At 74.8% G+C, this 23327-nt stretch carries 21 protein-coding genes and 2 tRNA genes; 11 read left to right on the plus strand and 12 right to left on the minus strand.

The window, feature by feature from the left end:
• Window positions 1-142 precede the first annotated feature (142 nt).
• From IH44_RS0101835 to IH44_RS0101865, 7 genes are all read left to right on the plus strand, one after another.
• Complete coding sequence (locus tag IH44_RS0101835; protein WP_014136949.1) at window positions 143-460, plus strand: Lsr2 family protein; 318 nt, start codon at window positions 143-145, stop codon at window positions 458-460.
• A gap of 151 nt (window positions 461-611) precedes the next feature.
• Window positions 612-684, plus strand: a tRNA-Gly gene (locus IH44_RS0101840).
• A 52-nt stretch (window positions 685-736) separates the two neighbouring features.
• Window positions 737-812: transfer RNA gene (locus tag IH44_RS0101845), tRNA-Gly, on the plus strand.
• 217 nt (window positions 813-1029) lie between these two features.
• The gene (locus IH44_RS0101850) at window positions 1030-2019 is read left to right on the plus strand and encodes an ABC transporter ATP-binding protein (RefSeq protein WP_030457567.1); all 990 of its coding nucleotides are present in this window, start codon (window positions 1030-1032) and stop codon (window positions 2017-2019) included.
• On the plus strand, window positions 2016-2828 hold the full coding sequence (locus tag IH44_RS0101855; RefSeq protein WP_030457568.1) for an ABC transporter permease: 813 nt from the start codon (window positions 2016-2018) through the stop codon (window positions 2826-2828). Before IH44_RS0101850 ends, IH44_RS0101855 begins: the two co-directional genes overlap by 4 nt.
• A 47-nt stretch (window positions 2829-2875) precedes the next feature.
• On the plus strand, window positions 2876-4117 hold the full coding sequence (locus IH44_RS0101860) for a sensor histidine kinase (RefSeq protein WP_030457569.1): 1242 nt from the start codon (window positions 2876-2878) through the stop codon (window positions 4115-4117).
• Window positions 4114-4728, plus strand: a complete 615-nt coding sequence (locus IH44_RS0101865) for a response regulator transcription factor (RefSeq protein WP_030457570.1) — start codon at window positions 4114-4116, stop codon at window positions 4726-4728. Before IH44_RS0101860 ends, IH44_RS0101865 begins: the two co-directional genes overlap by 4 nt.
• A 31-nt stretch (window positions 4729-4759) precedes the next feature.
• On the opposite strand, the gene IH44_RS0101870 is transcribed toward IH44_RS0101865, so the two are convergent.
• The 4 genes from IH44_RS0101870 to purD all read right to left on the minus strand — a co-directional run bounded on the left by IH44_RS0101870 (window position 4760) and on the right by purD (window position 10631).
• The gene (locus tag IH44_RS0101870; protein ID WP_030457571.1) at window positions 4760-5659 is read right to left on the minus strand and encodes a phosphoribosylaminoimidazolesuccinocarboxamide synthase; all 900 of its coding nucleotides are present in this window, start codon (window positions 5657-5659) and stop codon (window positions 4760-4762) included.
• Between the two features lie 58 nt (window positions 5660-5717).
• Window positions 5718-7259 carry a N,N-dimethylformamidase beta subunit family domain-containing protein gene (locus IH44_RS0101875; protein ID WP_030457572.1) on the minus strand — a complete coding sequence of 514 codons (1542 nt, stop codon included), beginning with the start codon at window positions 7257-7259 and terminating at the stop codon, window positions 5718-5720.
• 163 nt (window positions 7260-7422) lie between these two features.
• The gene (locus IH44_RS0101880; protein ID WP_030457573.1) at window positions 7423-8913 is read right to left on the minus strand and encodes a hypothetical protein; all 1491 of its coding nucleotides are present in this window, start codon (window positions 8911-8913) and stop codon (window positions 7423-7425) included.
• 428 nt (window positions 8914-9341) lie between these two features.
• Window positions 9342-10631 (minus strand): phosphoribosylamine--glycine ligase, encoded by a 1290-nt coding sequence (purD, locus tag IH44_RS0101885; protein ID WP_030457574.1) that lies wholly within the window; start codon window positions 10629-10631, stop codon window positions 9342-9344.
• A gap of 485 nt (window positions 10632-11116) precedes the next feature.
• Between purD and IH44_RS0101890 the strand changes: the two genes are divergently transcribed.
• On the plus strand, window positions 11117-11902 hold the full coding sequence (locus IH44_RS0101890; RefSeq protein ID WP_030457575.1) for an SLATT domain-containing protein: 786 nt from the start codon (window positions 11117-11119) through the stop codon (window positions 11900-11902).
• A 19-nt stretch (window positions 11903-11921) separates the two neighbouring features.
• Here the strand turns inward: IH44_RS0101890 and IH44_RS0101895 are convergent, their stop codons facing one another.
• The 3 genes from IH44_RS0101895 to IH44_RS0101905 form a co-directional block, all read right to left on the minus strand.
• Window positions 11922-12569 carry a hypothetical protein gene (locus IH44_RS0101895; protein ID WP_030457576.1) on the minus strand — a complete coding sequence of 216 codons (648 nt, stop codon included), beginning with the start codon at window positions 12567-12569 and terminating at the stop codon, window positions 11922-11924.
• Window positions 12570-12613: 44 nt separating this feature from the next.
• A complete protein-coding gene (locus IH44_RS0101900; RefSeq protein ID WP_063759535.1) occupies window positions 12614-13510 on the minus strand; it encodes a GntR family transcriptional regulator in 897 nt (298 codons plus the stop codon).
• Window positions 13511-13641: 131 nt separating this feature from the next.
• Complete coding sequence (locus IH44_RS0101905) at window positions 13642-14439, minus strand: carbon-nitrogen family hydrolase (protein ID WP_030457578.1); 798 nt, start codon at window positions 14437-14439, stop codon at window positions 13642-13644.
• Window positions 14440-14598: 159 nt separating this feature from the next.
• Between IH44_RS0101905 and IH44_RS0101910 the strand changes: the two genes are divergently transcribed.
• Window positions 14599-15426, plus strand: coding sequence for a maleylpyruvate isomerase family mycothiol-dependent enzyme (locus IH44_RS0101910; protein ID WP_030457579.1), 828 nt, complete (start codon window positions 14599-14601; stop codon window positions 15424-15426).
• A 4-nt stretch (window positions 15427-15430) separates the two neighbouring features.
• On the opposite strand, the gene IH44_RS0101915 is transcribed toward IH44_RS0101910, so the two are convergent.
• Together IH44_RS0101915 and IH44_RS0101920 are read right to left on the minus strand one after the other, a co-directional pair.
• Complete coding sequence (locus tag IH44_RS0101915; protein ID WP_030457580.1) at window positions 15431-16792, minus strand: nitrate/nitrite transporter; 1362 nt, start codon at window positions 16790-16792, stop codon at window positions 15431-15433.
• A gap of 65 nt (window positions 16793-16857) precedes the next feature.
• A complete protein-coding gene (locus IH44_RS0101920; protein ID WP_081966679.1) occupies window positions 16858-18081 on the minus strand; it encodes a M64 family metallopeptidase in 1224 nt (407 codons plus the stop codon).
• A 266-nt stretch (window positions 18082-18347) separates the two neighbouring features.
• Here IH44_RS0101920 and IH44_RS0101925 point away from each other — a divergent pair, with 266 nt between their 5' ends.
• On the plus strand, window positions 18348-18614 hold the full coding sequence (locus IH44_RS0101925) for a helix-turn-helix domain-containing protein (RefSeq protein ID WP_030457582.1): 267 nt from the start codon (window positions 18348-18350) through the stop codon (window positions 18612-18614).
• Window positions 18615-18729: 115 nt separating this feature from the next.
• On the opposite strand, the gene IH44_RS0101930 is transcribed toward IH44_RS0101925, so the two are convergent.
• From IH44_RS0101930 to pdhA, 3 genes are read right to left on the minus strand one after another with little or no spacing between them, the layout of a single operon-like run.
• On the minus strand, window positions 18730-20166 hold the full coding sequence (locus tag IH44_RS0101930; protein WP_030457583.1) for a dihydrolipoamide acetyltransferase family protein: 1437 nt from the start codon (window positions 20164-20166) through the stop codon (window positions 18730-18732).
• A 13-nt stretch (window positions 20167-20179) separates the two neighbouring features.
• Entirely contained in the window at window positions 20180-21154 is a 975-nt protein-coding gene (locus tag IH44_RS0101935; protein ID WP_030457584.1) for an alpha-ketoacid dehydrogenase subunit beta, read from the minus strand.
• The gene (gene pdhA / locus IH44_RS0101940; protein WP_030457585.1) at window positions 21154-22305 is read right to left on the minus strand and encodes a pyruvate dehydrogenase (acetyl-transferring) E1 component subunit alpha; all 1152 of its coding nucleotides are present in this window, start codon (window positions 22303-22305) and stop codon (window positions 21154-21156) included. The genes IH44_RS0101935 and pdhA overlap by 1 nt, the downstream gene beginning before the upstream one ends.
• Before the next feature lie 311 nt (window positions 22306-22616).
• Between pdhA and IH44_RS0101945 the strand changes: the two genes are divergently transcribed.
• Window positions 22617-23276, plus strand: a complete 660-nt coding sequence (locus tag IH44_RS0101945; RefSeq protein WP_030457586.1) for a response regulator transcription factor — start codon at window positions 22617-22619, stop codon at window positions 23274-23276.
• Window positions 23277-23327: the final 51 nt, after the last annotated feature.

A 23327-nucleotide genomic window follows, 5' to 3' on the forward strand; every position in this document is an offset into this window, starting at 1 on the left:
GAATAGGGCGACCGGCAGCCGAACGCGCCGCATCTCGGCGTGGGCTCCCCTGCCCTCCGGCGGATGCCGCGATCCCGGCCCAGCGGACCGGCGGGGCATCCGAGACCCCCGACGGCCGAATTGCCCGAGAGGATTGACACCCATGGCTCAGCGTGTAGTCGTCACGCTCTCCGACGATCTGGACGGCGGCACCGCCGCGGAAACCGTTCACTTCGGCGTGGACGGGAAGTCGTACGAGATCGACCTGTCCGCCGACAACGCGGAAAAGCTCCGGGAGGCCCTCGCCCCGTTCGTCGCCGCCGGCCGCCGGCAGAGCCGCAGCGGAAAGTCCTTCCGCCGCACCGCGCTCACCCCCGACCCGGCCGCCGTCCGCGCCTGGGCCCAGTCCAACGGGCACGAGCTGCCCGCCCGCGGCCGCATCCCGAAGCACGTGTACGAGGCGTTCGCCGAGAGCAACTGACCGTCGCCACGGGCCCGTTCCGGGCCCGCCGGCCTTCCCCGGCCGCGCCGCCGGGGAAGGGTGGGGCGAGCAGGCCGATCGATGTTGTAGAGTAATTCTCGTCGCCGCAACCGGGGGAACCCGAACGGGGCGGCCGGTGCCCAGGCACCGTGCGGACGTGGCTCAGTTGGTAGAGCATCACCTTGCCAAGGTGAGGGTCGCGAGTTCGAATCTCGTCGTCCGCTCGCAGTCAGCGTGAACAGACTGGTGCAGTGCAGCAGTACAACTCCATATCCTGCGGACGTGGCTCAGTTGGTAGAGCATCACCTTGCCAAGGTGAGGGTCGCGAGTTCGAATCTCGTCGTCCGCTCCAGTTCCTAAGGCCCCCCTCCACCGAGGGGGGCCTTAGGCGTTCCCGCCCCGGTTTCCGCCGGCGGATCCCCTGCCCGTTCCCCTGCCCGTTCTCCCGCCTGTTCTCCCGTCCGGCCCGGCGCCCGATGACATTTGTCACCGCCGACCCGTGCGGACGCACCGGCGCCCGGTGACGGCCCGCACTACTGGCGGGCCCCGGCCGCCGGGAGGCTGGAGCCATGACCGACACCAGCCGCCCCCGCCCCGCCGTCACGGCCCGCGGGCTGCACCGCCGCTACGGACCGTCCGGCCCCAGCGGCTTCGAGGCCGTCCGCGGCCTGGACCTCGACGTCGCCCCCGGCGAGCTGTTCGCCCTGCTGGGCACCAACGGCGCGGGCAAGACCTCCACCCTGGAGGTGCTGGAGGGCCTGGCCGCGCCCAGCGGCGGCGAGGTCCGGGTGCTCGGGCTCGACCCGCTCCGGGAACGGGCCGCGTTGCGCCCGCGGATCGGCATCATGCTCCAGGAGGGCGGCTTCCCCGGCGAACTGACCCTGGCCGAGACCGGCCGCTGCTGGGCCGGCCTGACCACCGGCGCCCGGGCCGTCGACGAGGCGCTCGACCTGGTCGGCCTGCTGCCCCGGCGCACGGTCCGGGTCAAGCAGCTGTCCGGCGGCGAGCGCCGCCGGCTCGACCTGGCGATGGCCCTGCTCGGCCGCCCCGAGGTGCTGTTCCTGGACGAGCCGTCCACCGGCCTGGACCCGGAGGCCCGGGCCTCGGTGTGGCGGCTGATCCGCGAACTGCGGGCGGCCGGCACCACGGTGGTGCTCACCACGCACTACCTGGAGGAGGCCGAGGAGCTCGCCGACCGGCTGGCGATCATGCACCACGGCCGGGTGGTCACCGGCGGCACGGTCGCCGAGGTGCTGGCCGCCCACCCCGCCCGGATCAGCTTCGAACTCCCCGAGCGCACCGGCCCGCACGCCGCGCTCGACCTGCCGGTCCTGCCCGGAGCCGTCCCCGAACTGGACGGCCGCCGGGTGCTGCTGCGCACCCCCGACCTGCAGGGCACCCTGACCGAGCTGCTCGGCTGGGCCGCCCGCCACCGGGTCGAGCTGGCCCGGCTGGACGCCCGCAGCGCCTCCCTGGAGGAGGCGTTCCTCGCCGTCGCGGCCTCCGCCGACCCGGCCGCCGCCCCCGTCGCCCCGTCGCAGATCGGACGTGCCGCATGAGCGCCACCGCGCCCGCCCTCACCCCGTTCTCCCGGCTGCTGGCCCTCGGCCTGGCCGAGACCGTGCTGCTGCGCCGCAACCGCACGGCGGTGTTCCTGGCCCTGGTGCTGCCGTTCGTCCTGGTCGGCTCGCTCCGCTCGGTCCTGCGGGCCGCCGCCGAGCGCACCCCCGGGTTCGACGTGAACGGCAACCTCGTCACCGGCTCGATGGGCATCGTCCTGCTGGTGGTCGTCTACACCAACCTGACCACCGCCTACACCGCCCGCCGCAACGACCTGGTGCTGAAGCGGCTGCGCACCGGCGAGGCCGCCGACGCCGAGGTCCTGCTCGGCACCGCCGTCCCCTCGATCGGGCTGGCGCTGCTCCAGTGCCTGCTGCTCGGCGTCGGCGGCTTCGCCCTGATCGGCCTGCGCGCCCCCGCGAACCCGCTGCTGGTGCTGGCCGGACTGGCCCTGTCCGCCCTGCTGCTGACCGGCCTGGCCGCCCTGTCCAGCGCGGTCACCAAGACCGTCGAGACGGCCGGCATCACCACCCTCCCGCTGCTGCTGGCCGCCCAGTTCGGCTCCGGCCTGATGATCCCGCTGGAGTCCATGCCGGACGCCGTGGCGGACGTCTGCCGCCTGCTCCCGACCACTCCCGCGTTCCAGCTCCTGCACATCGGCTGGCTCGGCACCGACGGCACCGGCCCGTCCGAGGGCTTCCTCGGCAGCTGGGGCCCGGCCGCGCTGCCGCTGCTGCTGGCCGCGGCCTGGGCGGGCGCGGCGGCCTGGGCGGCCCGCCGCTGGTTCCGCTGGGAGCCGCGCCGCTAGATTCGTCCGACGACCACCCAGGAACGACGGAGGGCCGCCCCGTGCGGATGAGCAGGCCGCGACCGGTCCGCCGCTGGCGGGCGCTGTCCAAGCCGCAGCGCACCGAGCTGTACGTGCGCTGGTCGCTGTACGCGGTGGCGCTGGTGCAGCCGGTGGTGACGCTCGGCGTGGTGGCCGGGAGCTTCGGCCGCGACGGGGTGACGGACGCCGAGTCGGCGGTGGCCGTGGCCGGCTCGCTGGCGGCGGCGGCGCTGAACGGGGTGCTGGTCCGCGTCGGCATGGCCGCCTACCTGGGGCGGCGGCCCCGCCCGTACGCCTGGGTGACCGTGGCGGGCGCGGCCTCGGCGGCCGTCTCGGTGGCGGAGCTGCTGCTCGGGCCGCCGGTGGAGGCGAAGGGCGCGTCGTTCCCGCTGACGGTCTCGATCCTGACGATGACCTTCTGGATCGCCGCCACCGCGGTCGCCCTGTCGGTCCTGGAGACGGCCGCGGCCGCCGTGGCGGGCCTGCTGCTGGTCGCGCTGCCGCTCCTGCTGACGGGCGCCTCCCCCGGGTTCGTGGCCGGGCTGCTGACCGGTTGCCTGCTCGGGTCGTCGATCGCCGCCTGCACCGCCCGCGGCTCGGCCTGGACCGCGAAGGTGGTGTGGGAGCTGGACGCCGCCCGGGAGACCCAGGCCCGCCTCGCGGTCGCCGAGGAGCGGCTGCGGTTCTCCCGGGACCTGCACGACGTGCTGGGCCGCAACCTGGCCACCATCGCGCTGAAGAGCGAGCTGGCCGTGCAGCTGGCCCGCCGTCAGCAGCCGCAGGCGGTGGACCAGATGACCGAGGTGCAGCGGATCGCGCAGGACTCGCAGCGCGAGGTGCGCGAGGTGGTGCGCGGCTACCGCACCGTCGAGCTGCACACCGAACTGGCCGGCGCCGCCTCGGTGCTGCGGGCCGCGAACGTCGACTGCCGCACCGAGCTGTCCGGTGCGGGCGGCCTGCCCGCCGAGGCGCAGTCGGTGCTGGGCTGGGTGGTCCGGGAGGCGGCGACCAACGTGCTGCGGCACTCGGAGGCCGCCCACTGCCTCTTCCGGCTGCGGGTCTCGGGCGGCACCGCGGTGCTGGAGGTGGAGAACGACGGCGTCCCGGCCGTCCCGCCGCCGCGCGCGGAGGGCGCGGGCAGCGGCCTGCGCGGCCTGGGCGAGCGGCTGGCCGCGCACGGCGGCACCCTGAGCACGGCCGGCAGCGGCCCCGGGCGGTTCCGGTTGACCGCCGAACTACCGATCACAGCAAGGGAACTGGCGTCATGACCGATCCGGTGCGGGTACTGCTCGCGGACGACGAGCACCTGATCCGCGGCGCCCTGGCGGCGCTGCTCGCCCTGGAGGACGACCTGACGGTGGTCGCCGAGGCGGCCTCCGGCCCGGAGGCGCTGGCGATGGCCGCCGCGCACCGCCCGGACGTGGCGGTGCTGGACCTGCAGATGCCGGGCCTGGACGGCCTGGAGGTGGCGGCCGAGCTGCGCCACCGGCTGCCGGAGTGCCGGGTGATGATCGTGACCGGGCACGGCCGCCCGGGCTACCTGAAGCGGGCCCTGGAGGTCGGGGTGCGCGGCTTCCTGCCGAAGACCGTCTCGGCCTCGGACCTGGCCGGGATCATCCGCACCGTCCGGGCCGGCGGCCGCTACGTGGACCCGGAGCTGGCGGCGGAGGCGATCAGCGCGGGCGACTCCCCGCTGACCCCGCGCGAGACGGACGTGCTGGAGCTGGCCGCGAACGGCTCCTCGATCGCCGAGATCGCCGACCGGGCCGCGCTCTCGCCGGGCACGGTGCGCAACTACCTGTCCTCGGCGGCGGGCAAGCTCGGCGCGGAGAACCGGCACGCGGCGGTCCGGATCGCCCGCGAGCACGGCTGGCTGTGAGGCGGCCCCCACGGCCAGCCGTACCGGGAGGTCACTTCCAGTCGAGGCCGGTGAGCTTCTCGTAGGCATCGATGTAGCGCTGCCGGGTGTGCGCGACCACCTCGTCGGGCAGCCGCGGCGGCGGGTTCTCGCTCCTGCGGTCCCAGCCGGAGGCGGGCGAGGTCAGCCAGTCGCGGATGATCTGCTTGTCGAAGGACGGCTGGTCGTGGCCGGGCTCCCACTCGTCGGCGGGCCAGAACCGCGAGGAGTCGGGCGTGAGCACCTCGTCGCCGATCACCAACTCGCCGTCCAGCAGGCCGAATTCGAACTTGGTGTCGGCCAGGATCAGGCCGCGCTCGCGGGCGATGTCGCGGGCCCGGGAGTACACCGCGAGGGTGGTCTGGCGCAGCGTGGCGGCGAGTTCGGCGCCGATCCGGCGGGCGGTCTCCTCGTAGGGGACGTTCTCGTCGTGCTCGCCGACCTCGGCCTTGAGCGCCGGGGTGTAGATCGGGCCGGGCAGTTCGGAGCCGTTGTCCAGGCCCGCGGGCAGGCCGACGCCGCACACGGTCTGGGAGACCCGGTACTCCTCCAGGCCGGAGCCGGCCAGGTAGCCGCGGGCGACGCACTCCACCGGCACCATGTCGAGGCTGCGGCAGACCAGGGTGCGCCCGGCCCAGTCGGCGGGGGCGCCCGCGGGCAGCTCGGTGGAGACCACGTGGTTGGGGACGATGTCGGCGATCCGCTCGAACCACCACAGCGAGAGCTGGGTGAGGACGCGGCCCTTGTCGGGGATCTCGTTGGGCAGCACCCAGTCGTACGCGGAGGTCCGGTCGCTGGCCACCATCACCAGGTTGCCGTCGGCGTCCCGGTACAGGTCGCGCACCTTGCCGGTGTGCAGGTGGACCAGGCCGGGCACCTGGACCGGCTCGGGCTTGGTGACGAATCCGCTCACGGTCAGTCAGTCCTCACAGCTGGGGGGCTCTGCGACCGAGTCTTTCACGCCCGTCCGCTCAGGAGCCGGTGCGCCCCTCCTTGCAGAGGTGGTCGAGCAGGTTGGCGGTGGCGCGCTGGATCCGCTCGTCGGTGTGCCCGGGCCGGTCCAGCGCGGGCGACCAGGCGAACGTCCCGGCGGCGAACACGTACGCGCCGCTGGGCGCCCGGTACAGCGAGGTCTCCTGGTGGCCGGGCCGCCCGGCGGCGTCCCGGTACGGGGAGTGGGCGAGCAGGACGCGTTCGGTGTGCGCGGGCAGCGGGACCTTCGGGTAGTAGCGGTCGGCCTCCCCGGCGACCAGGTCGGGCAGTTCGTCGCCGTCCGCCAGCCCGGTGCCCTGCCAGAGCCAGTGGCCGGTGTTGCGGGCCACCAGCGGCACCGGGGCGGGCACGCTGCCCGCGTACTGGATGCCCAGCAGGTGCTGCTCGGGCTCGCCGGCGTCCCGCCAGAGCGCGGACGCCGCGCCGGGCACCCCGGCGGCGGGGTGGTCGGGCGCGACCCGCTGGCGCTTGCGGCAGTTCAGCAGCCGGGACGGTTCGCCGTTCGCCCCGGCCGACAGCTCGACCCGCCAGTACACGGCGTTCGCGGACAGGAACACCAGCGAGGTGCCGCCGTCCCGGGCCCGTTCGGCGGCCCGCCGCATCGGCTCCGACCAGTACTCGTCGTGGCCGGGGAAGACCAGCGCCTTGTAGCGGGAGGCGTCCACCAGTCCGGCGTGCAGGTCGGTGGCGGTGGCGTAGCCCAGGTCGTAGCCGTAGCGCTCGGCCCAGCGGATGAAGTCGTAGGCGTGCCCGACGTGCAGCGGCAGCCCGGCCCCGGCGTGCGGCCGGTCGAAGGAGACGGTGACGGCCGCCTCCCCCTCCCCCGCCAGGCGCCCCGCGCCGTCCCAGGCGTGGTAGAGGCTGGCCCCCAGGTGCCCGTCCTCGGGGAACAGGTTGTACGCCTGCCAGGTCACGTCGGGCAGCACCAGCAGCAGGTCGGCCGGGTCGAAGTCCCGCACGGTGAACGGGATGTGGCTGCGGTGGCCGCCGTCGGCGGTGGTCAGCACGGCGACGTACGCGCCGGAGCGCCAGTCCGCGGGGACCTGCAGCCGCCAGGACTGCCACCAGTGGTGGCAGGAGACGGTGCGGTCGGCGACCATCGGGGCGGGCTGGGCCAGGCCGGAGATCAGCGGGCTGGAGTACACCTGCCGGGCGCCGTCGCCGCCGTCGTGGCCGATCCGGTAGACGTCGACCTGGAACTCCTGCGGCGGGTTGACCGTGACCCGGAAGTCCACCGCGCCGCCGGGCCGGGCGGTGCCCGCCGAGGCGAAGCCCTTGATCTGCTGGCGCACGTCGTCGGAGTTGCGCGGGCCGCTGACGGCCGGGCGCGGCCGGGCCGGTCCGTCCACCGGGCGCTGCCCGGGGGCGTCCACGCTCACGTACCAGGGGACCACGCCCTCGCCGTCGGCCAGGTAGTGGTCGGGGCTGCGGAGCCAGGGCAGCGGGCCCTGCCCGAACGGGTCGGAGACCCCGTGCGCCAGCGTGCCGGACTCCCACCGGCGGTTGGATTCCGTCCCCACACGCCCTCCCCACCCTTCGCCCATCCACCGAGGGTTTTGGCAATTGCCATGCGGATGTGCGTGCGGTCCAGCACACCACAGTTGGACGGCGAAGCGTCACCCCACCGTAGCAATTGGTACGGATGAAACCGGGTTTCCCCGGGCGGTCCGGAACCGTCCCGGTTCAGCCCGAAAGGCGCACCGGGCGCTCCAGCCCGACCCCGGCCCGTTCCAGCCAGGCGCGCAGCGGTCCGTCCTGCCCGTCCTCGACCGCGCGGGCCACCGCGGGGGCCAACTCGGCCCGGGGGGCGGCCGGGCAGACCAGCACCGGCCCGTCCAGCCAGTCCAGGCCGGGGGTGGCGGTGCCGGCGTCCACGGCGGCGCAGCAGACGGTGGCGGTCAGGTGCTCGACCAGCAGGTCGCGGCCGCTGCGCACGGGGGGCAGCGGGGGCGCGACCCGGGCGGCGCGCGCCACCTGGCCGGCCAGCGCGGCGGACAGCTCCTCGGCCTCGCCGGCCGCCAGCCGGGCCAGCAGCTTGTCCAGCGCCGGGCCGGTGTGCGGGCGGTCGTCGCCGAGCGCGGCCTGCAGCGCGGCGGCCTGGGCGCGCCAGCCGCGGTCGACGACCCGGTGCGGGTAGTCCGCCCAGTCGAGCGGCTGCCAGCCGCCGGCCGGCTCCTCGTGCAGCAGTTCGGCGGCCAGCCGGGACACCCGGGTGTCGACCAGGCCGGGCTCCTCCAGCAGGTCGCAGGCGGGGCGGTCGCCGAGCCGGTTCTCGTAGCCGTCGGCGAGCCGGTCGCGGCGGGAGAGCTCGGTGAGCGCGGAGACCACGCCGGCGTTCAGGTGCGCGGGGTGCAGGCCCAGCCGCCAGGCGGGCAGCGCGACCCGGGTGAGCAGCCGGTCCCAGCCCGCGTAGGCCAGGCCGACCTGGGCCTGGGCGGCGATCCGCGGCCCGTAGTCGACGGCCCGGGCCTGTTCGGAGGCCCAGGCGGCGACGGCGTGCTCGAGTTCGGCGGAGTGCTCGCGGCAGGCGCCGAGCAGGCGGCGGTCGACCGCGCCGGCCAGCGCGGCGGGGCCGCGGCGGCGCTCGCCCAGCGCGGCGTCCAGGGTGCGCACCCAGCGGCGGGCGGCGGCGATGTCGGGGTCGGCGGCCGCGGCGGTGCCGGCCACCACGGGGGCCAGCAGGGCGCGCAGTTCGCCGGCCCGCATCCACCACAGGAAGGGGGAGCCGATCACCAGCACCGGGGCGGCGGGGCCGGTCCGGCGCCCGGCGGGGTGCGGTTCCTCCAGCCAGCTGTCGCAGTCGGGGGTGAGCGCGATCGCGGCGGGCGCCGGCACGTCCAGGCGCTCGGCGAGCTCCTCGATCAGCCGGTACAGCTCGGGGGCGTCGGCCCGGGCCAGCGGCACCGCGGGGGTGACCGGCGGGACGGCCCGGCGGTGGCCCCGGGCGACCAGCGCGGCCAGGGCCAGGGTCAGCGCGGCGACCGCGCAGACCGCCCAGCGGATGCCGTCCCAGAGCGGGGCGTCCGGCGCCCCGGGGGCGCCTATGTGTCCGGTGAACCGCCCGGCCAGCAGCACCACCGCGCAGGCGGCGGGCAGCGCGGCGGCGGCCACGGCCCGTCCGCGCAGACGCAGGACGGCCTGGGCTCGTGCGCGTGCGGTGTCCACTGCAGTCATCGCCGCGGCACCCCCTTCGCAGCCGACTCGACTCGATCAATTCCGGTACGGGAAGCGGCGGGTGCCGAACCCGGTGGTACGACTCGCGTGGCGCTCTCCCGCCAGTCTCGACGCCCCGGTGCGGCCGGGTGTTCCGGAAGTCCGGCGATTCCACCCGTCCTGGTGACACCGCGGCGGGGCGCGCCACGCTCCCAGCATCCCCCCGGCGCGTCGGCGCGACGAGCCGCGTCCGCGCCGGTGCCCCCGCCCCGGCGCGATGCAGCGCACCCTAAGGCCCGCACTCCCGCCCCGTCAGCGGGATGCCCGGGGCATCACCCGAAGGGCTGGTTTTCCGACCGCGGCGCTGACCGCGGCGACCTCGGGAAACGCCGCGGGGCGCTGCGTCCGGACGGGTCGGTCCGGGCGCAGCGCCCCGCGGGCGCGTTCTGCTACGGGAGTTGCTGCCCGGCGGCGGCCGCCGCCGCGATGTCGGTGCGGTGCTGGGCCCCCTTGAAGGAGATCTCCGCGACGCCCGCGTACGCCTTCGCCCGGGCCTCGGCGAGGTCCGCGCCGACGGCGGTCACCGACAGCACCCGGCCGCCCGCGGTCAGCACCTCGCCGGCCGGGCCGGACCTGGTGCCGGCGTGCAGCACGGACGCGCCGTCGGCCTCCGCCGCGTCCAGGCCCTCGATCGGGTCGCCGGTGCGCGGGCTCGCCGGGTAGCCCTCGGAGGCCATCACCACGGTGACCGCGGCCTCCTCGGACCAGCGCAGCGGCTCCAGCTCGCCGAGCGTGCCGTCGGCGGCGGCGAGCAGCACGCCGGCCAGCGGGGTGCGCAGCCGGGCCAGCACGACCTGGGTCTCCGGGTCGCCGAAGCGGGCGTTGAACTCGATCACCCGGGTGCCGCGCGAGGTCAGCGCCAGGCCCGCGTACAGCAGGCCGGAGAACGGGGTGCCGCGGTGGCGCAGCTCGTCGACGGTGGGCTGCAGGACGCTCTCCAGCACCTCCGCGACCAGGCCCTCGGGGGCCCAGGGCAGCGGAGAGTAGGCGCCCATGCCGCCGGTGTTGGGGCCCCGGTCGCCGTCCAGGGCGCGCTTGAAGTCCTGCGCCGGGACGAGCGGGAGCACCGTGGTGCCGTCGGTGATGGCGAACAGCGAGACCTCGGGCCCGTCCAGGTACTCCTCGATGACCACCCTCCCCCGGCCCCCAGGGGGGCCGGGAGGTGCCCCCATGCAGGCCGCGGCGTGCTCCAGCGCGGCGGCCCGGTCCTCGGTGACCACGACGCCCTTGCCGGCCGCCAGGCCGTCGTCCTTCACCACGTACGGGGCGCCGAACGCGTCGAGCGCGGCGGCGGCCTCCTCCGGGGTGGTGCAGACGTAGGAGCGCGCGGTGGGGACGCCGGCCGCGGCCATCACGTCCTTGGCGAACGCCTTGGAGCCCTCCAGCTGGGCGGCCTCCTTGCCGGGGCCGAAGACCGGGATGCCGGCCGCCCGCAGCGGCTCGGCGACGCCGGCCACCAGCGGGGCCTCCGGGCCGACCACCACCAGGTCGGCGCCCAGCTCCCGGGCCAGCGCGGTGACGGCGGCGCCGTCCAGCTGGTCGACCGGGTGCAGGGCGGCGACCCGCGCGATCCCGGCGTTGCCCGGGGCGCAGTGCAGCTCGCTGACGGCGGGGTCTTGGGACAGTGAGCGGCACAGGGCGTGTTCGCGGGCGCCGGTTCCGATGACGAGGACCTTCACGCCTGCCAAGCCTAGTCGGTGGCCGGTTCCGCCCCGTCGGCGGCTCCGGTCGGAAGCTCCACGTGCCGGGGCGGTCGACACCCGGTGATTCGTAGGAAACCACAAGCGGCTCCCCGAACGGCGGCCGCGTCACGTCGACGTCCCCGGCCCGGCTCGCTCGGACGGGTGAAATCCGGCCACCCGGCGCAACCCTCCCACCTCGGCTTCCGGAGGTGAAATCACATAACGATCACTGCGGAAGCGCCCCCACGGTAAGCCATTTGGCGGTAAGAAGTGCTGTTGGACCAGGACCCGGCCCCGCCGCCGGGCACGGCACCATGGGCGGCTCCAGACCCGCGCGCGGCGCCACGGGTCCGCACCGCCACGCAACGAACCGCGGGTTCCGCGCGCCGACGGCCCGACCCGCCGGGCCGTTCGGGTTCCGTACCGTCAGTCCCGGTGCCCGCCGGGCCTCCGCAGTCACCCCGCCACAGGGAGCGCCACAGGTGAGCCAGCCGGAAATGCAGCCCGAGGAGAGCCCCTGGGGCAAGGAGGTCGCCGACGACGACCAGTCCGTCCCGGGTGCCGCCGGACGGACCCCGACCCGGCGCCGCGCCGACCTGAGCGCCCGTCAGTTCCCGCTCGGCGACTGGGGCGAGCCCGCCGAGCGCCTGGAGGAGCTCTACCGCTGGTCGGAGGAGCGCGCGGTCGAGGCGATCGACTGGTACCGCCGGGACCGGGTCTGGAAGCGCCGCTGGGCCCGCCTGCTGCGGTTCTCCGCCACGGTGTTCGGCGTCGGCGGCGTCACCGCCCCGCTGGTCTCCCTCACCGGAGAGCTCCCGCACGCCATGGAGTGGGGCTACACCGGCCTCGCGCTGGCCGCCGCCTCGCTGGTCGCCGACCGCGCCTTCGGCCTCACCTCCGGCTGGATGCGCGACGTCTCCACCTCGCAGGCGCTGCAACGCCGCCTGGAGGCCTTCCAGTTCGACTGGGCCTCCGAGTGCGTCCGGGAGGTCCTGGGCCCCACCGAGGGCACCGCGGGCGAGGCCGCCGAGCGCTGCCTGGGCGTGCTGCGCCGGTTCTGCGAGGACGTCTCCGACATGGTCCGCACCGAGACCTCCGAGTGGATGCTGGAGTTCCGGGCGGGCATGAGCCAGCTGCCCACCCAGGCCCCCGGTTCCTGGGGCGGCCGCAACGAGGGCGGCTCCGGCGCCCAGGTCCGGGTCCTCCCCCCGCCGGGCACCCGCCCCACCATGCCCCGCCAGCGTCCCCCGGAGGGCCCGCTGCGCTGACGGGCCGCCCGGCCGTCCGCTACGCGAAGACGACCATCGAGCCCTGGGTGACGCTGCGGGTGGCCGCCGTGTAGAGGCCGGACCAGGCGTGGCGCTCGCGGGCGTAGGGGTGGAAGTCGTCGATCGGCGGCCCGAAGGGCTGCTCCAGCCGGGTGGGGCCGAGCGGGCGGGTGGGCAGCGGCGGGTCGAGCGGGTCGATGCCCAACAGCGGCGCCACCGCCTGGAGTTCGCGCAGCAGCCCGTAGGAGGAGCCCAACGGGCCGCCCGCAGCGAGGAGTTCGTCGGCGACCAGCGGGAGCTGGAAGTCCACCGGCAGGTACGCGCCCGCGTGGTCGAAGTGCCAGACCAGGTGCGACTGTTCGGCCGTGGTCTCGAACATCTCCAGCAGCTGCTCGTAGTCGCTGCCGAGCGCGTCCACCGGGGTCACCTCGAACCCGGTGAGCCCCAACAGGTAGGCGCGGCGCAGGAAGTGGAGCGAGTCGTAGTCGAACGCGGCTATCGTCTCGACCTCCCCGGAGAAGCCCGGCACGTACGGGTGCACCGGAACCGGCGGCAGCCCGTGCTGGGCGAGCACCGCGTTGTAGCGGTCGAGGTCCTCGCGGAACGGGTTCTCGGGGCTGTGGGAGAGCACGTCCACGAGCGGGACGAGCCAGAGGTCGCAGGCCATGGGCCGGCTCATCCTCTCGGGTGGCGGGGCAACGGGCCCCAACCCTACCGGCCCGCGGCGGGCTCCCCGCTGCCCGGGCGGAACGGCCGGGCGAAGCGCCCGGGCGGCACGAAGCGGGGCATCGGCACCCGGCCGAGGCCGACCGCGGCGGAGGCCGGCCGGGGTGCGGCGGCGGGCGGCCGCTCGGCCGGCGCGGGCGGCGGCGGGATCAGCGGTTCGCGCAGCAGCCGGAGCACCGCGACGCCGTCGAGCGGCTGGCCGAGCCGCCGGGCCAGCAGCTCGACGGTGGCCAGGTTGTAGTCGTTGACGATCCGGTGCGCCCCGGCCCGGTCCCGGGCCTCGATCCGGTCGACCAGCTCGCCGTGCCGGTCCCAGCAGACCCCGGCCAGGTCGCCGCCGGCCCGCAGGTGCGGGGCGGCGAACATCCAGGACTGGATCCGCAGCCAGCCCAGGTAGTCGGCGATCCGGCCGTTGCACAGCACCCCGGCGGCCTCCTGCCAGAACCGCAGGTCGCAGCCGACCAGGACGTCGAGCTGCCCGGCCCGGGCGGCCCGGGCCGCGGCGTCGGCCCGGCGGCGCAGCGAGGCCAGCCGGGACCAGTCGTAGCCGTGCGGCCGGCCCGACAGGTGGCGCAGCGCGTTGTCGGTGAGCAGGGTGCGGGCCTCGAAGATCTCCAGGAAGTCGTGCCAGCTGAACTCGGGGACGGTGAAGCCCCGGTGCGGTTCGCTGACCAGCAGGCCCTGGGCGGCCAGGTCGACCAGGGCCTCCCGGGCGGGGGTGGCGGAGACGCCGTAGATGTCGGCGATCTCCTTGACGGTGAAGTTCCGTCCGGCCGGGAGCCGGCCGGCCATCATCTCGTCGCGCAGGGCGTCGGCGATCTGCTCGCGGAGGCTGTGGCGCCGGATCAGGGCGCGCCCGCCCCCGGTTCCCGCAGCGGTCATGGCCGCCCCCTCTCCGTGCCGCGCGCGCCCTCCTGCGGCCGGGAACCGGCGCGCAAAACGCGCACAGAGTACCCCGGAATGGTCAATCCGGACCAAGGGCACGGAAAATCCGCGCCCCCGTTCCGGCGGGGTCAGCGCTGCACGGGGGCGGGGATGCCGAGCAGCCGGTCCCGGTGGACCGGGAAGTCGGCCCGGCACGCGGCGACCTCGGCCGGGTCGAACTCGACGGTGAGCACCTGCTCGTCCGGCCCGGCCTCGGCCAGCACCCGGCCCCAGGGGTCGACCACGATGCTGCGGCCGGCCTGCTCGACCCCGCCGTGGGTGCCGGCGGTGTTGCAGGCGAGCACGAAGGCCTGCTCCTCGACGGCGCGGGCCCGGGCCAGCAGGTTCCAGTGCTCGGCCCGCCGGGCGGGCCAGGCGGCGGGGACCACCAGCAGTTCGGCACCGGCGTCCAGCAGGGCCCGGAACAGCTCGGGGAAGCGCAGGTCGTAGCAGGTGGCCAGGCCCAGCACGGCGGGGCCGGCGTCCGCGGTGACGATCTCCTGGCCGGCACCCATCGCCACCGCCTCGCCGCTGTCGAAGCCGAAGCGGTGGATCTTGCGGTAGGTGCGGACCAGTTCGCCGTCGGGGGCGAACAGCAGCGAGGTGTTGTAGATCGGCCCGTCCGGGTCCCGTTCGACGATCGACCCGGCGTGCAGCCAGCAGCCGACCGCCTTCGCGGCGGCGGACATCGCCTCCGCGGTGGGGCCGTCCAGCGGTTCGGCGCCGGTCGGCCAGGCGTCGTACGCGAAGCCCCCGACCGGCCACAGTTCGGGCAGCACCACCAGGTCGGCGCCGTCCTGGGCGCGGACCATCGCCGCCGCCCTGGCCCTCCGCTCGGCCGCCGGCTCGGCGTCCGACACGGCGAGTTGGATCAATGAAGCGCGCACAGTACCACCGTCCACGACAAGAGTCCTACGATCGTCACCCGAAAGCGCTGCCCTGCTCTCACCCGGCAGCGTAACGTGCCGTATGCGCGTCCGTGCGGAGGTCTCGGCAGCCCGGGCGACGTGGGACGACGCAAGCCGACGGAGGGGCCGGAGATACCCGTGACGGACAAGCAGACCGTGCAGGCGTACACCGATGCGTGGACGCAGTCGATCGAGTCCATATCCGAGCTGCTCGCCCCGCTGCCGACCGACGCCTGGAACCGGGCCACCGAGTGCCCGGGCTGGTCGGTGCGGGACGTGGTCTCGCACATCATCGGCGTCGAGTCGGAACTGCTCGGCGACCCGCGCCCGATCCACGCGCTGCCGCGCGACCTGCGACACGTCACCGACGACTTCTCCCGGTACATGGAACTGCCGGTCGACAAGCGCCGCTGCTGGACGCCGGTGGAGGTGACCAGCGAGCTGGAGTACACGGTCATCCGCCGCTCCCGGGCGCTGCGCAACGCCCGCCACGAGCCGACCGACCCGGTGCGCTGGCCGGCCGGCCCGCTGGCCCGGGACGTCCCGTACGCGACGCTGCTGCGGCTGCGGGCCTTCGACGTGTGGGTGCACGAGCAGGACCTGCGCCGCGCGCTGCAGACGCCGGGCAACCTGGACTCCCCGGCCGCCGTGGTGACCAGGGACCTGCTGATCTCCTCGCTGCCCAAGCAGGTCGCCAAGCGGGCCGGGGCGCCGATCGGCACCACGGTGGCCTTCGACGTCGCGGGCGCGCTGCCGTTCCACCGCACCGTGCGGATCGGCCCGGACGGCCTGGGCACGGTGGACGACTCGGTGGTGCTGGCCCCCGAGGTGCGGCTGTCGATGGACTGGCAGACCTTCGTGCGGCTGTGCTGCGGCCGGGTCCGCCCGGAGACCGCGATCGTGAACGTGATCGGCGACCAGGAGCTCGGCAACCGGGTGCTCGCCCACCTGACGAGCACCCCCTGAGCCGCTACCGGTCCAGCTTGCGGCGCAGCCGCAGGATCATCACCGTCCCGAGCAGCAGCGGCAGCAGCTGGAAGCAGAACGCCAGCTGGTAGGCGTGCGCGCTGTAGCTGTCGCTGCCCGGCTCGGCGAGCGCGTCCAGCAGGACGCCGATGCCGAGCAGGGTGATCATCGAGCCGATGAAGCCGCCCATGTTGGCGATGCCGGAGGCGGTGCCCATCCGCTCGGCCGGGTTGTACGCGCGGGCGTAGTCCAGGCCGATCAGCGAGGCCGGGCCGTTGCTGCCCATGACCAGCATCAGCACCACCAGCAGCCACAGCGGCGGGTGCCCGTGCGGCCAGGCCAGGGTCGCGGTCCAGCAGAGCGCGGTGACGGCGAGCACGGTGAACGCGATCGGCAGCCGGGAGGCGGCCGAGCGGGACACCAGCCGGCCGAACAGCAGGCCGAAGGCCATCCCGCTGAGCACCAGCAGGCTGAGCATGCCGCCCGCCCCGGCCCGGGACATGCCCTGGCCCTCGACCAGGTAGGGCAGCCCCCACAGCAGGCCGAACGCGGACGCCGGGAACGCCGTGGTGAAGTGCACCCACATGCCGAGCCGGGTGCCGGGCTCGGACCAGGCGGCCCGGATCTGTTGCCCGACCGGCAGCCGCATGCTCTCCTGCCGCACCGGCACCGGCTCCGGCAGCCCGGGCGGGGCCTCCTTGAGCAGCGCCAGCACGGCGACGAAGACCGGCACGCCGGTCAGCGCGATCGCGCCGAAGGTGGTGCTCCACCCGGTGCTGTGCAGCGCCTGCGCGAGCACCACGGTGGTGACCAGGTTGCCGCCGGTGCCGACCAGGCCGGTGAGCTGGGCGACGAACGGGTTGCGGGCGGCCGGGAACCAGCGGGCGGCGACCCGCAGCACGCTGATGAAGGTCATCGCGTCGCCGCAGCCGAGCACCGCGCGGGAGGCCAGCGCGGGCGCGAACGCGGTGGAGAAGGCGAACGCCAGCTGCCCGACGCTCATCAGCCCCACGCCCAGCAGCAGCACCCGGCGCGGGCCGATCCGGTCGACCAGCAGCCCGACCGGAACCTGCATCCCGGCGTACACCAGGACCTGCAGGATGGAGAAGGTGGACAGGGCGGAGGCGCCGATGCCGAACCGGGCGGCGGCGTCCAGCCCGGCCACGCCGAGGCTGGTGCGGTGCACCACGGCGAGGACGTAGACGGTGACGCCGACCGTCCAGGCGAACCAGGCGGCGCGGCCGCCCGGCGGGTGCAGGACGGCGGGCGGGGCGGCGGTGGCCGGGGCGGCGCCGGGGGCGTCGGCGGGCCGGCGGGGAGCGGGTGCGGACAGGGACGGTGCGGTGCGGGCGGGGTCCACGCTCATAGTGGCACCAGGCTAGTCATCCCATGACCTGACCTTTGTCCCGGGGTGCCCCCGGGCGTCCGGTTTCAGCCGGTGAGCGTCCAGCTCTCGGTCCGGGTCATGTACTGGTTGCGGAAGCCCTCGTCGCGGACCCAGTCGGTGGTGTCCCGCACCGTCGCGGTGACGGTGTGCCGGCCGCCCGGCTCCAGCCCCAGCGCCCCGGTGTCCAGCCAGGTGCCGTCCGCGCTGCCGGCGTCCACCGGCCGGCCGTCCAGCGTCCAGCCGATCTGCAGCTGCCGGGGGCCGGTCAGCGCCAGCGGCCGCACGTGCAACCTGGGCCGCCCGGACACCGGGCCGGGGGCCGGCTCGGGCGGGTCGGCCGGCTTCACCCGGCGGTACAGCTGCTCGACGATCGCCTCCCGGGAGGGCAGGTTGTAGCTGCCGCCGAGGGTGCGCATCACCGAGTCCGCGGTCGGCCGGTACAGGCCGTTGGCACTGCGGTAGGCGCCGATCACGCCGCCGCCGTCCGGCGACTGGGTGCCCAGCCAGTGCCACCACTTGGTCTTCTCGCGGAGCATGTCCTCGGCGTCCACCGCGGACAGGTTCGGGTAGTCCGGGTCGTTCGGCGCCGAGTCGTACTCGTCGCCGAGGGTGCCGATGGTGTGGCCGATCTCGTGCTGGATGATCCGCCCGGCGTCCGGGCTGCCGCCGGACAGCGTGGTCACCCCGGTGCCGCCGGCCCCGCCGTACTCGGTGGAGTTGGCCAGCGCGATCAGGTACTGCGGGCCGTCGCCCTGCCCGGCCCAGCGGGCGGTGGCCTCCTCGTCCGCGCACAGCAGGCGGGCGGTGCCCTCGCACCAGAAGCGCATCCCGAGCGGGGTGGCGGGGGACTTCCCGGCGCTCTCGGTCTCCGCGATGCCGGACACCGGGGAGGTCACGTCCACCCGCCGTATGTTGAAGAACCCCTGGTAGGTGCGGAACGGCTCGATCTCCAGCAGCGCCCGCCAGGCCCGGTCCGCCTGCTCGTGGAACAGCTGCTGCTGGGCCGCGGTGTAGCCGTCGCCGAGCAGCACCAGGGTGATCCGGTTGGACGCGTCGCCGGTCAGCCGCAGGTCCACCGAGGGCGCGCCGGGGGCCCGCAGGTCGGGACGGGCGGCGGGCGGCGCGGGCCGGTCCGGGCCGGGCGGCGGGCCTATCGCCGTCGAGGGCGCGGGCGAGGCCAGCTCCACCGCGGCGGGCAGCACGGCGGCGGCCACCAGCAGCAGGGCGGCGGCAGAACGCATCACGGGGCCGGGGGCACCAGTCGGCATACGCGGGGGTCCTCGCTGCGACGGTCACCCGGCCTGGCTGCGCGGGTGGATTGGTCGCACACACGTACCCATCCGGGCCGGGGGCCCGGCGGGGCCGGCGCGAAACTCCCTCGGGCGGCCCAATGCACGACCCGCCCGGCCGCGCTCCGCCCGGCCGCCGCCGCGGCCCCCAAGTGCCGACCAGCACGCCGGAGTTGGAAATCCGACCGGCCGCCCGCCGCGCGGGATACGCTGCCGGACGGGGGAACGACAGGGGGGAACACCGCATGGAGACCCGGCAGCGCACCGACCCGCGCGAGACGTTCGGACGCGCGCTGCGCGGCCACCGGCAGGAGGCCCGGCTCACCCAGCAGGAGCTCGCCGCCAAGGCCGGGCTCGGCGTCCGCACCCTGTCCGACCTGGAACGCGGCGCGGCCGGCCCGCGCCCCGCCACCGCCGCCCTGCTCTGCGCCGCCCTCGGCCTCGGCGCCCCGGACGCGGAGGGCTTCCACGCACTGGCGCTGGCCAGCTGGCACGCCGCCCGCCACCGCTGACCGGCCCCGGAAACGGCCCCGGGAACGGCCCCGGAAACGGCCCCGGAAACGGCCCGGGCAACGACCACGGGCCCCGCTCCGGCACGCGGAGCGGGGCCCGTGGGGCGGGGGCGGATCAGCCCCAGGTGATCAGGCGCTTCGGGTGCTCCAGGACCGCGGCGGTGTCCGCCAGCACCTTGGAGCCGAGCTCGCCGTCGACCAGCCGGTGGTCGAAGGAGAGCGCCAGCGTGGTGACCTGCCGGGGCACCACCTTGCCCTTGTGCACCCAGGGCAGCTCCCGGACCGCGCCGAAGGCCAGGATGGCGGCCTCGCCGGGGTTGAGGATCGGGGTGCCGGTGTCGACGCCGAACACGCCGACGTTGGTGATCGTGATGCTGCCGCCGGACATGTCCGCCGGGGAGGTCTTGCCCTGGCGCGCGGTCTCCACCAGGTCGCCCAGCGCGACGGCCAGTTGGGGCAGCGTGCGGGAGCCCGCGTCCTTGATGTTCGGGACGATCAGGCCGCGCGGGGTGGCCGCGGCGATGCCGAGGTTGACCGCGCCGCGGATGACGATCTCCTGGGCCGCCTCGTCCCAGCTGGCGTTGATCTCCGGGTGCCGCTTGACCGCGGTCAGCAGCGCCTTGGCGACCAGCAGCAGCGGGCTGACCCGCACCCCGGCGCCGAGCTCGCCGCTCTCCTTGAGCTTGCGCACCAACTTCATCGTCCGGGTCACGTCGACCTGGACGAACTCGGTGACGTGCGGCGCGGTGAACGCCGAAGCCACCATCGCCTGCGCGGTGGCCTTCCGGACGCCCTTGACCGGCACCCGGACGTCCCCGGCCGCGGTCGGCACCGGCAGCGCCACCGCGACCGGCTCGGCCACGGGGGCCGCGGGAGTCGCGGGGGCCGCCACCGGCTCGACGACCGCCTCGGCGGCGGTGTTCGCCGCGGCGTGCACGTCCTCGCGGGTGATCACGCCGTTCGGGCCGGTCGGCACCACGGTGCGCAGGTCGATCCCGAGGTCCTTGGCGAGCTTGCGCACCGGCGGCTTGGCCAGCGGGCGCTCCCCCTCGGCGACGGCCGGGGCGGGCGCGGCGACCGGAGCGGGCGTCGCGACCGGAGCCGCAACGGGTGCGGGCGCGGGCGCGGCGACAGCGGCGCCCGCCCCGTTGGTGCGGCGGGCCCGGCGCTGCGCCGAGCCGGTGCGCGGGCCGTAGCCGACCAGCACCTCGCGGCGCTCCGGCTCCGGCTCGGCGGCCGGGGCGGGGGCCTGGGCCGGGGCGGCAGCGGGCGCGGCGGCCGGTGCGGGCGCGGCGCCGGCGACGGCCACCGCGATGATCGAGGTGCCGACGTCGACGGTGGCACCCGCCGGGAAGTGCAGCGCCTCGACCACGCCGGTGAACGGGATCGGCAGCTCGACGGCGGCCTTGGCGGTCTCCACCTCGCAGACCACCTGCCCGTCGGTGACGGTGTCGCCCGGCTTCACGTACCAGGTGAGGATCTCGGCCTCGGTGAGGCCCTCGCCCACGTCGGGCATCTTGAACTCGCGGAGCGAGTGAACGTCAGTGGTCATCTCCGCCCCCTGTTCAGAACGCGAGCGCGCGGTCGACGGCGTCGAGCACGCGGTCCAGGTCGGGGAGGTAGGTCTCCTCGACGCGCGACGGCGGGTACGGGGCGTGGTAGCCGCCGACCCGCAGGATCGGCGCCTCCAGGTGGTAGAAGCAGCGCTCGGTGAGCCGGGCGGCGAGCTCGGCGCCCAGGCCCAGGAAGACCGGGGCCTCGTGCACGACGATGCCGCGGCCGGTGCGCTTGACGGACTCCTCCACGGTGGCGAAGTCGATCGGCGACAGCGAGCGCAGGTCGACCACCTCCAGTCGGCGGCCGTCCTCCTCGGCGGCCTGCGCGGCCTCCTGGCAGACCTTGACCATCGGCCCGTACGCGATCAGCGTGGCGTCGGTGCCGGGCCGCACGATCCGCGCCGAGTGCAGGGGCAGCATCGGGTCCTCGCCGACCTCGCCCTTGTCCCAGTAGCGGCGCTTGGGCTCCAGGAAGATCACCGGGTCGTCCGACTCGATGGCCTGGCGCAGCATCCAGTGCGCGTCGTGCGCGTTGGACGGGCTGACCACCCGCAGGCCGGCGGTGTGCGCGAAGTACGCCTCGTGCGACTCGCTGTGGTGCTCGACCGCGCCGATGCCGCCGCCGAACGGGATGCGCACGGTGATCGGCATCTTGACGTGGCCGAGCGCGCGGGCGTGCATCTTGGCGAGCTGGGAGACGATCTGGTCGAAGGCCGGGTAGACGAAGCCGTCGAACTGGATCTCCACCACCGGGCGGTAGCCGCGCAGCGCGAGGCCGATCGCGGTGCCGACGATGCCGGACTCGGCGAGCGGGGTGTCGATGACCCGGTCGTCGCCGAAGTCCTTCTGCAGGCCGTCGGTGATCCGGAAGACGCCGCCGAGCTTCCCGATGTCCTCGCCCATCAGGACGGTCTTCGGGTCGCTCTCCAGCGACTTGCGCAGGGCGTCGTTGAGCGCCTTGGCGATGCTGAGCTGGCCGGCCATCAGTGGTGCTCCCCACCCTCGAAGGAGGCGGCGTACGCCTCGTACTCGGCGCGTTCCTCGTCGACCAGCGGGTGCGGCTCGCTGTAGGCGTGGTCGAAGATCAGGGTCGGGTCCGGGTCCGGCATCGAGCGGACGCCCTCGCGGACCCGCAGGCCCAGCTGCTCGCTCTCGGCCTCGATCCCGGCGAAGAACGCCTCGTCGGCGAGGCCCTCCTTCTCCAGGTGCGCCTTCAGCCGCAGGATCGGGTCCTTGGCCTTCCAGGACTCGGTCTCCTCGGACTGCCGGTAGCGGGTCGGGTCGTCGGAGGTGGTGTGCGCGCCCATCCGGTAGGTGAACGCCTCGACCAGGACCGGGCCCTGGCCGGTGCGGGCGTGGTCGAGCGCCCAGCGGGTGACCGCGAGCACGGCGAGCACGTCGTTGCCGTCGACCCGGACGCCGGGGAAGCCGAAGCCGGAGGCGCGGCGGTACAGCGGGATGCGGGTCTGCACCGTGGTGGGCTCGGAGATCGCCCACTGGTTGTTCTGGCAGAAGAACACCACCGGCGAGTTGTAGACCGAGGCGAAGGTGAAGGCCTCGTTGACGTCGCCCTGGCTGGAGGCGCCGTCGCCGAAGTAGGCGATCACCGCGTCGTCCGCGCCGTCCTTGGTGATGCCCATCGCGTAACCGGTGGCGTGCAGGGTCTGCGCGCCGATCACGATGGTGTAGAGGTGGAAGTTCTTCTCGTTCGGGTCCCAGCCGCCGTTGTTCACGCCGCGGAACATGCCGAGCAGGTTCAGCGGGTCGACGTCGCGGCACCAGGCCACGCCGTGCTCGCGGTAGGTGGGGAAGGCGTAGTCGCCGGTGCGCATCGCGCGGCCGGATCCGACCTGGGCCGCCTCCTGGCCCAACAGCGAGGCCCACAGGCCCAGTTCGCCCTGACGCTGGAGCGAGGTCGCCTCCGCGTCGAAACGCCGCACCAGGACCAGGTCCCGGTAGAGCGAGCGCAGCTCCTCGGGCGTCACGGTGAGCGGGAATTCCGGGTGCTCGACCCGGTCGCCCTCCGGGGTGAGCAGCTGGACGAGCTCCGGTTCGGCGGTGGAGCCGGCCCGGGCCGGGTCAGGGACGCCGGGGGCGGCCTTCTTGCGCGCCCTCGACGTGCTTTTGACGGTCACGTTCACTCCTCGGTCTGTCCGGCCACCCGGGGTCGCCGGCGGCCGGTCCGGTCGCCCCTCCGACCCGCGCGCGTGGGTGTGCGCACCGGTGCGGACAGGCGGTGTTCCCTTTCCGACGGCGTCCTCACGAGAACGTTACCCAGCGACGCCCTTTGGCGCGCTTGCGCTAGGACGTCCTAGTTGTTCTCCGGTAGGGAAACCGACGGTGTGACGCGGCTTACCCGTTCCGGTCAGGACACCAGCGCACGGTATCCGGGCACGGCCCGCTGCGAAAGGGGGTAACGGGCATCGATTTGTGCGACGCTTTGCAAATGACTGATAACGGACATATCAGGGTGTTTCTCCTCGATGATCACGAAGTGGTCCGACGAGGCGTGCACGACCTGCTCTCCATGGAGGGCGACATCGAGGTGGTCGGCGAGGCGGGAACGGCGGCCGAGGCGCTCAACCGCATTCCGGCGGTCCACCCGGACGTGGCGGTGCTCGACGTCCGGCTCCCGGACGGCAACGGCGTCGAGGTGTGCCGGGAGATCCGCTCCCAGGACCCCTCGGTGAAATGCCTGATGCTCACTTCCTTCTCCGACGACGAGGCGCTGTTCGACTCGATCATGGCGGGGGCCTCCGGATATGTCCTGAAAGCGATCCGCGGAACCGATCTGCTCTCCGCGGTGCGCGATGTCGCGGCCGGCAAATCCCTGCTCGACCCGGTGGCCACCAGCCGCGTGCTGGCCCGGCTCCGCGACGGGGGCGAGAAGGAGGACGAGCGGATCGCGCAGTTGACGAAGCAGGAGCGCCGGATCCTCGACCTGATCGGCGAGGGAATGACCAACCGGCAGATCGGCAACGAGCTGCACCTGGCCGAGAAGACGGTGAAGAACTACGTCAGCAGCCTGCTCGCCAAGATGGGCATGGAGCGCCGCACCCAGGCCGCCGCCTACGTCGCCCGCCGACAGGCCGACCAGCAGCACTGAGAGCAGATTCGCACACGCTGTGTCAAGTCACCATCACGCCGAGTAATAGGC

Origin of the sequence: Kitasatospora sp. NRRL B-11411 (assembly GCF_000721345.1) — a bacterium.
Classification (GTDB): Bacteria; Actinomycetota; Actinomycetes; order Streptomycetales; family Streptomycetaceae; genus Kitasatospora; species Kitasatospora cineracea.

What these genes read in the sequence shown, in the direction of transcription:
- IH44_RS0101835 (WP_014136949.1), top strand. Translation starts at nt 143, where the DNA reads ATGGCTCAGCGTGTAGTCGTCACGCTCTCCGACGATCTGGACGGCGGC.
- IH44_RS0101850 (WP_030457567.1), top strand. Translation starts at nt 1,030, where the DNA reads ATGACCGACACCAGCCGCCCCCGCCCCGCCGTCACGGCCCGCGGGCTG.
- IH44_RS0101855 (WP_030457568.1), top strand. Translation starts at nt 2,016, where the DNA reads ATGAGCGCCACCGCGCCCGCCCTCACCCCGTTCTCCCGGCTGCTGGCC.
- IH44_RS0101860 (WP_030457569.1), top strand. Translation starts at nt 2,876, where the DNA reads ATGAGCAGGCCGCGACCGGTCCGCCGCTGGCGGGCGCTGTCCAAGCCG.
- IH44_RS0101865 (WP_030457570.1), top strand. Translation starts at nt 4,114, where the DNA reads ATGACCGATCCGGTGCGGGTACTGCTCGCGGACGACGAGCACCTGATC.
- IH44_RS0101880 (WP_030457573.1), bottom strand. Translation starts at nt 8,913, where the DNA reads ATGACTGCAGTGGACACCGCACGCGCACGAGCCCAGGCCGTCCTGCGT.
- IH44_RS0101895 (WP_030457576.1), bottom strand. Translation starts at nt 12,569, where the DNA reads ATGGCCTGCGACCTCTGGCTCGTCCCGCTCGTGGACGTGCTCTCCCAC.
- IH44_RS0101900 (WP_063759535.1), bottom strand. Translation starts at nt 13,510, where the DNA reads ATGACCGCTGCGGGAACCGGGGGCGGGCGCGCCCTGATCCGGCGCCAC.
- IH44_RS0101915 (WP_030457580.1), bottom strand. Translation starts at nt 16,792, where the DNA reads ATGAGCGTGGACCCCGCCCGCACCGCACCGTCCCTGTCCGCACCCGCT.
- IH44_RS0101920 (WP_081966679.1), bottom strand. Translation starts at nt 18,081, where the DNA reads ATGCCGACTGGTGCCCCCGGCCCCGTGATGCGTTCTGCCGCCGCCCTG.
- IH44_RS0101925 (WP_030457582.1), top strand. Translation starts at nt 18,348, where the DNA reads ATGGAGACCCGGCAGCGCACCGACCCGCGCGAGACGTTCGGACGCGCG.
- IH44_RS0101930 (WP_030457583.1), bottom strand. Translation starts at nt 20,166, where the DNA reads ATGACCACTGACGTTCACTCGCTCCGCGAGTTCAAGATGCCCGACGTG.
- IH44_RS0101935 (WP_030457584.1), bottom strand. Translation starts at nt 21,154, where the DNA reads ATGGCCGGCCAGCTCAGCATCGCCAAGGCGCTCAACGACGCCCTGCGC.
- IH44_RS0101945 (WP_030457586.1), top strand. Translation starts at nt 22,617, where the DNA reads ATGACTGATAACGGACATATCAGGGTGTTTCTCCTCGATGATCACGAA.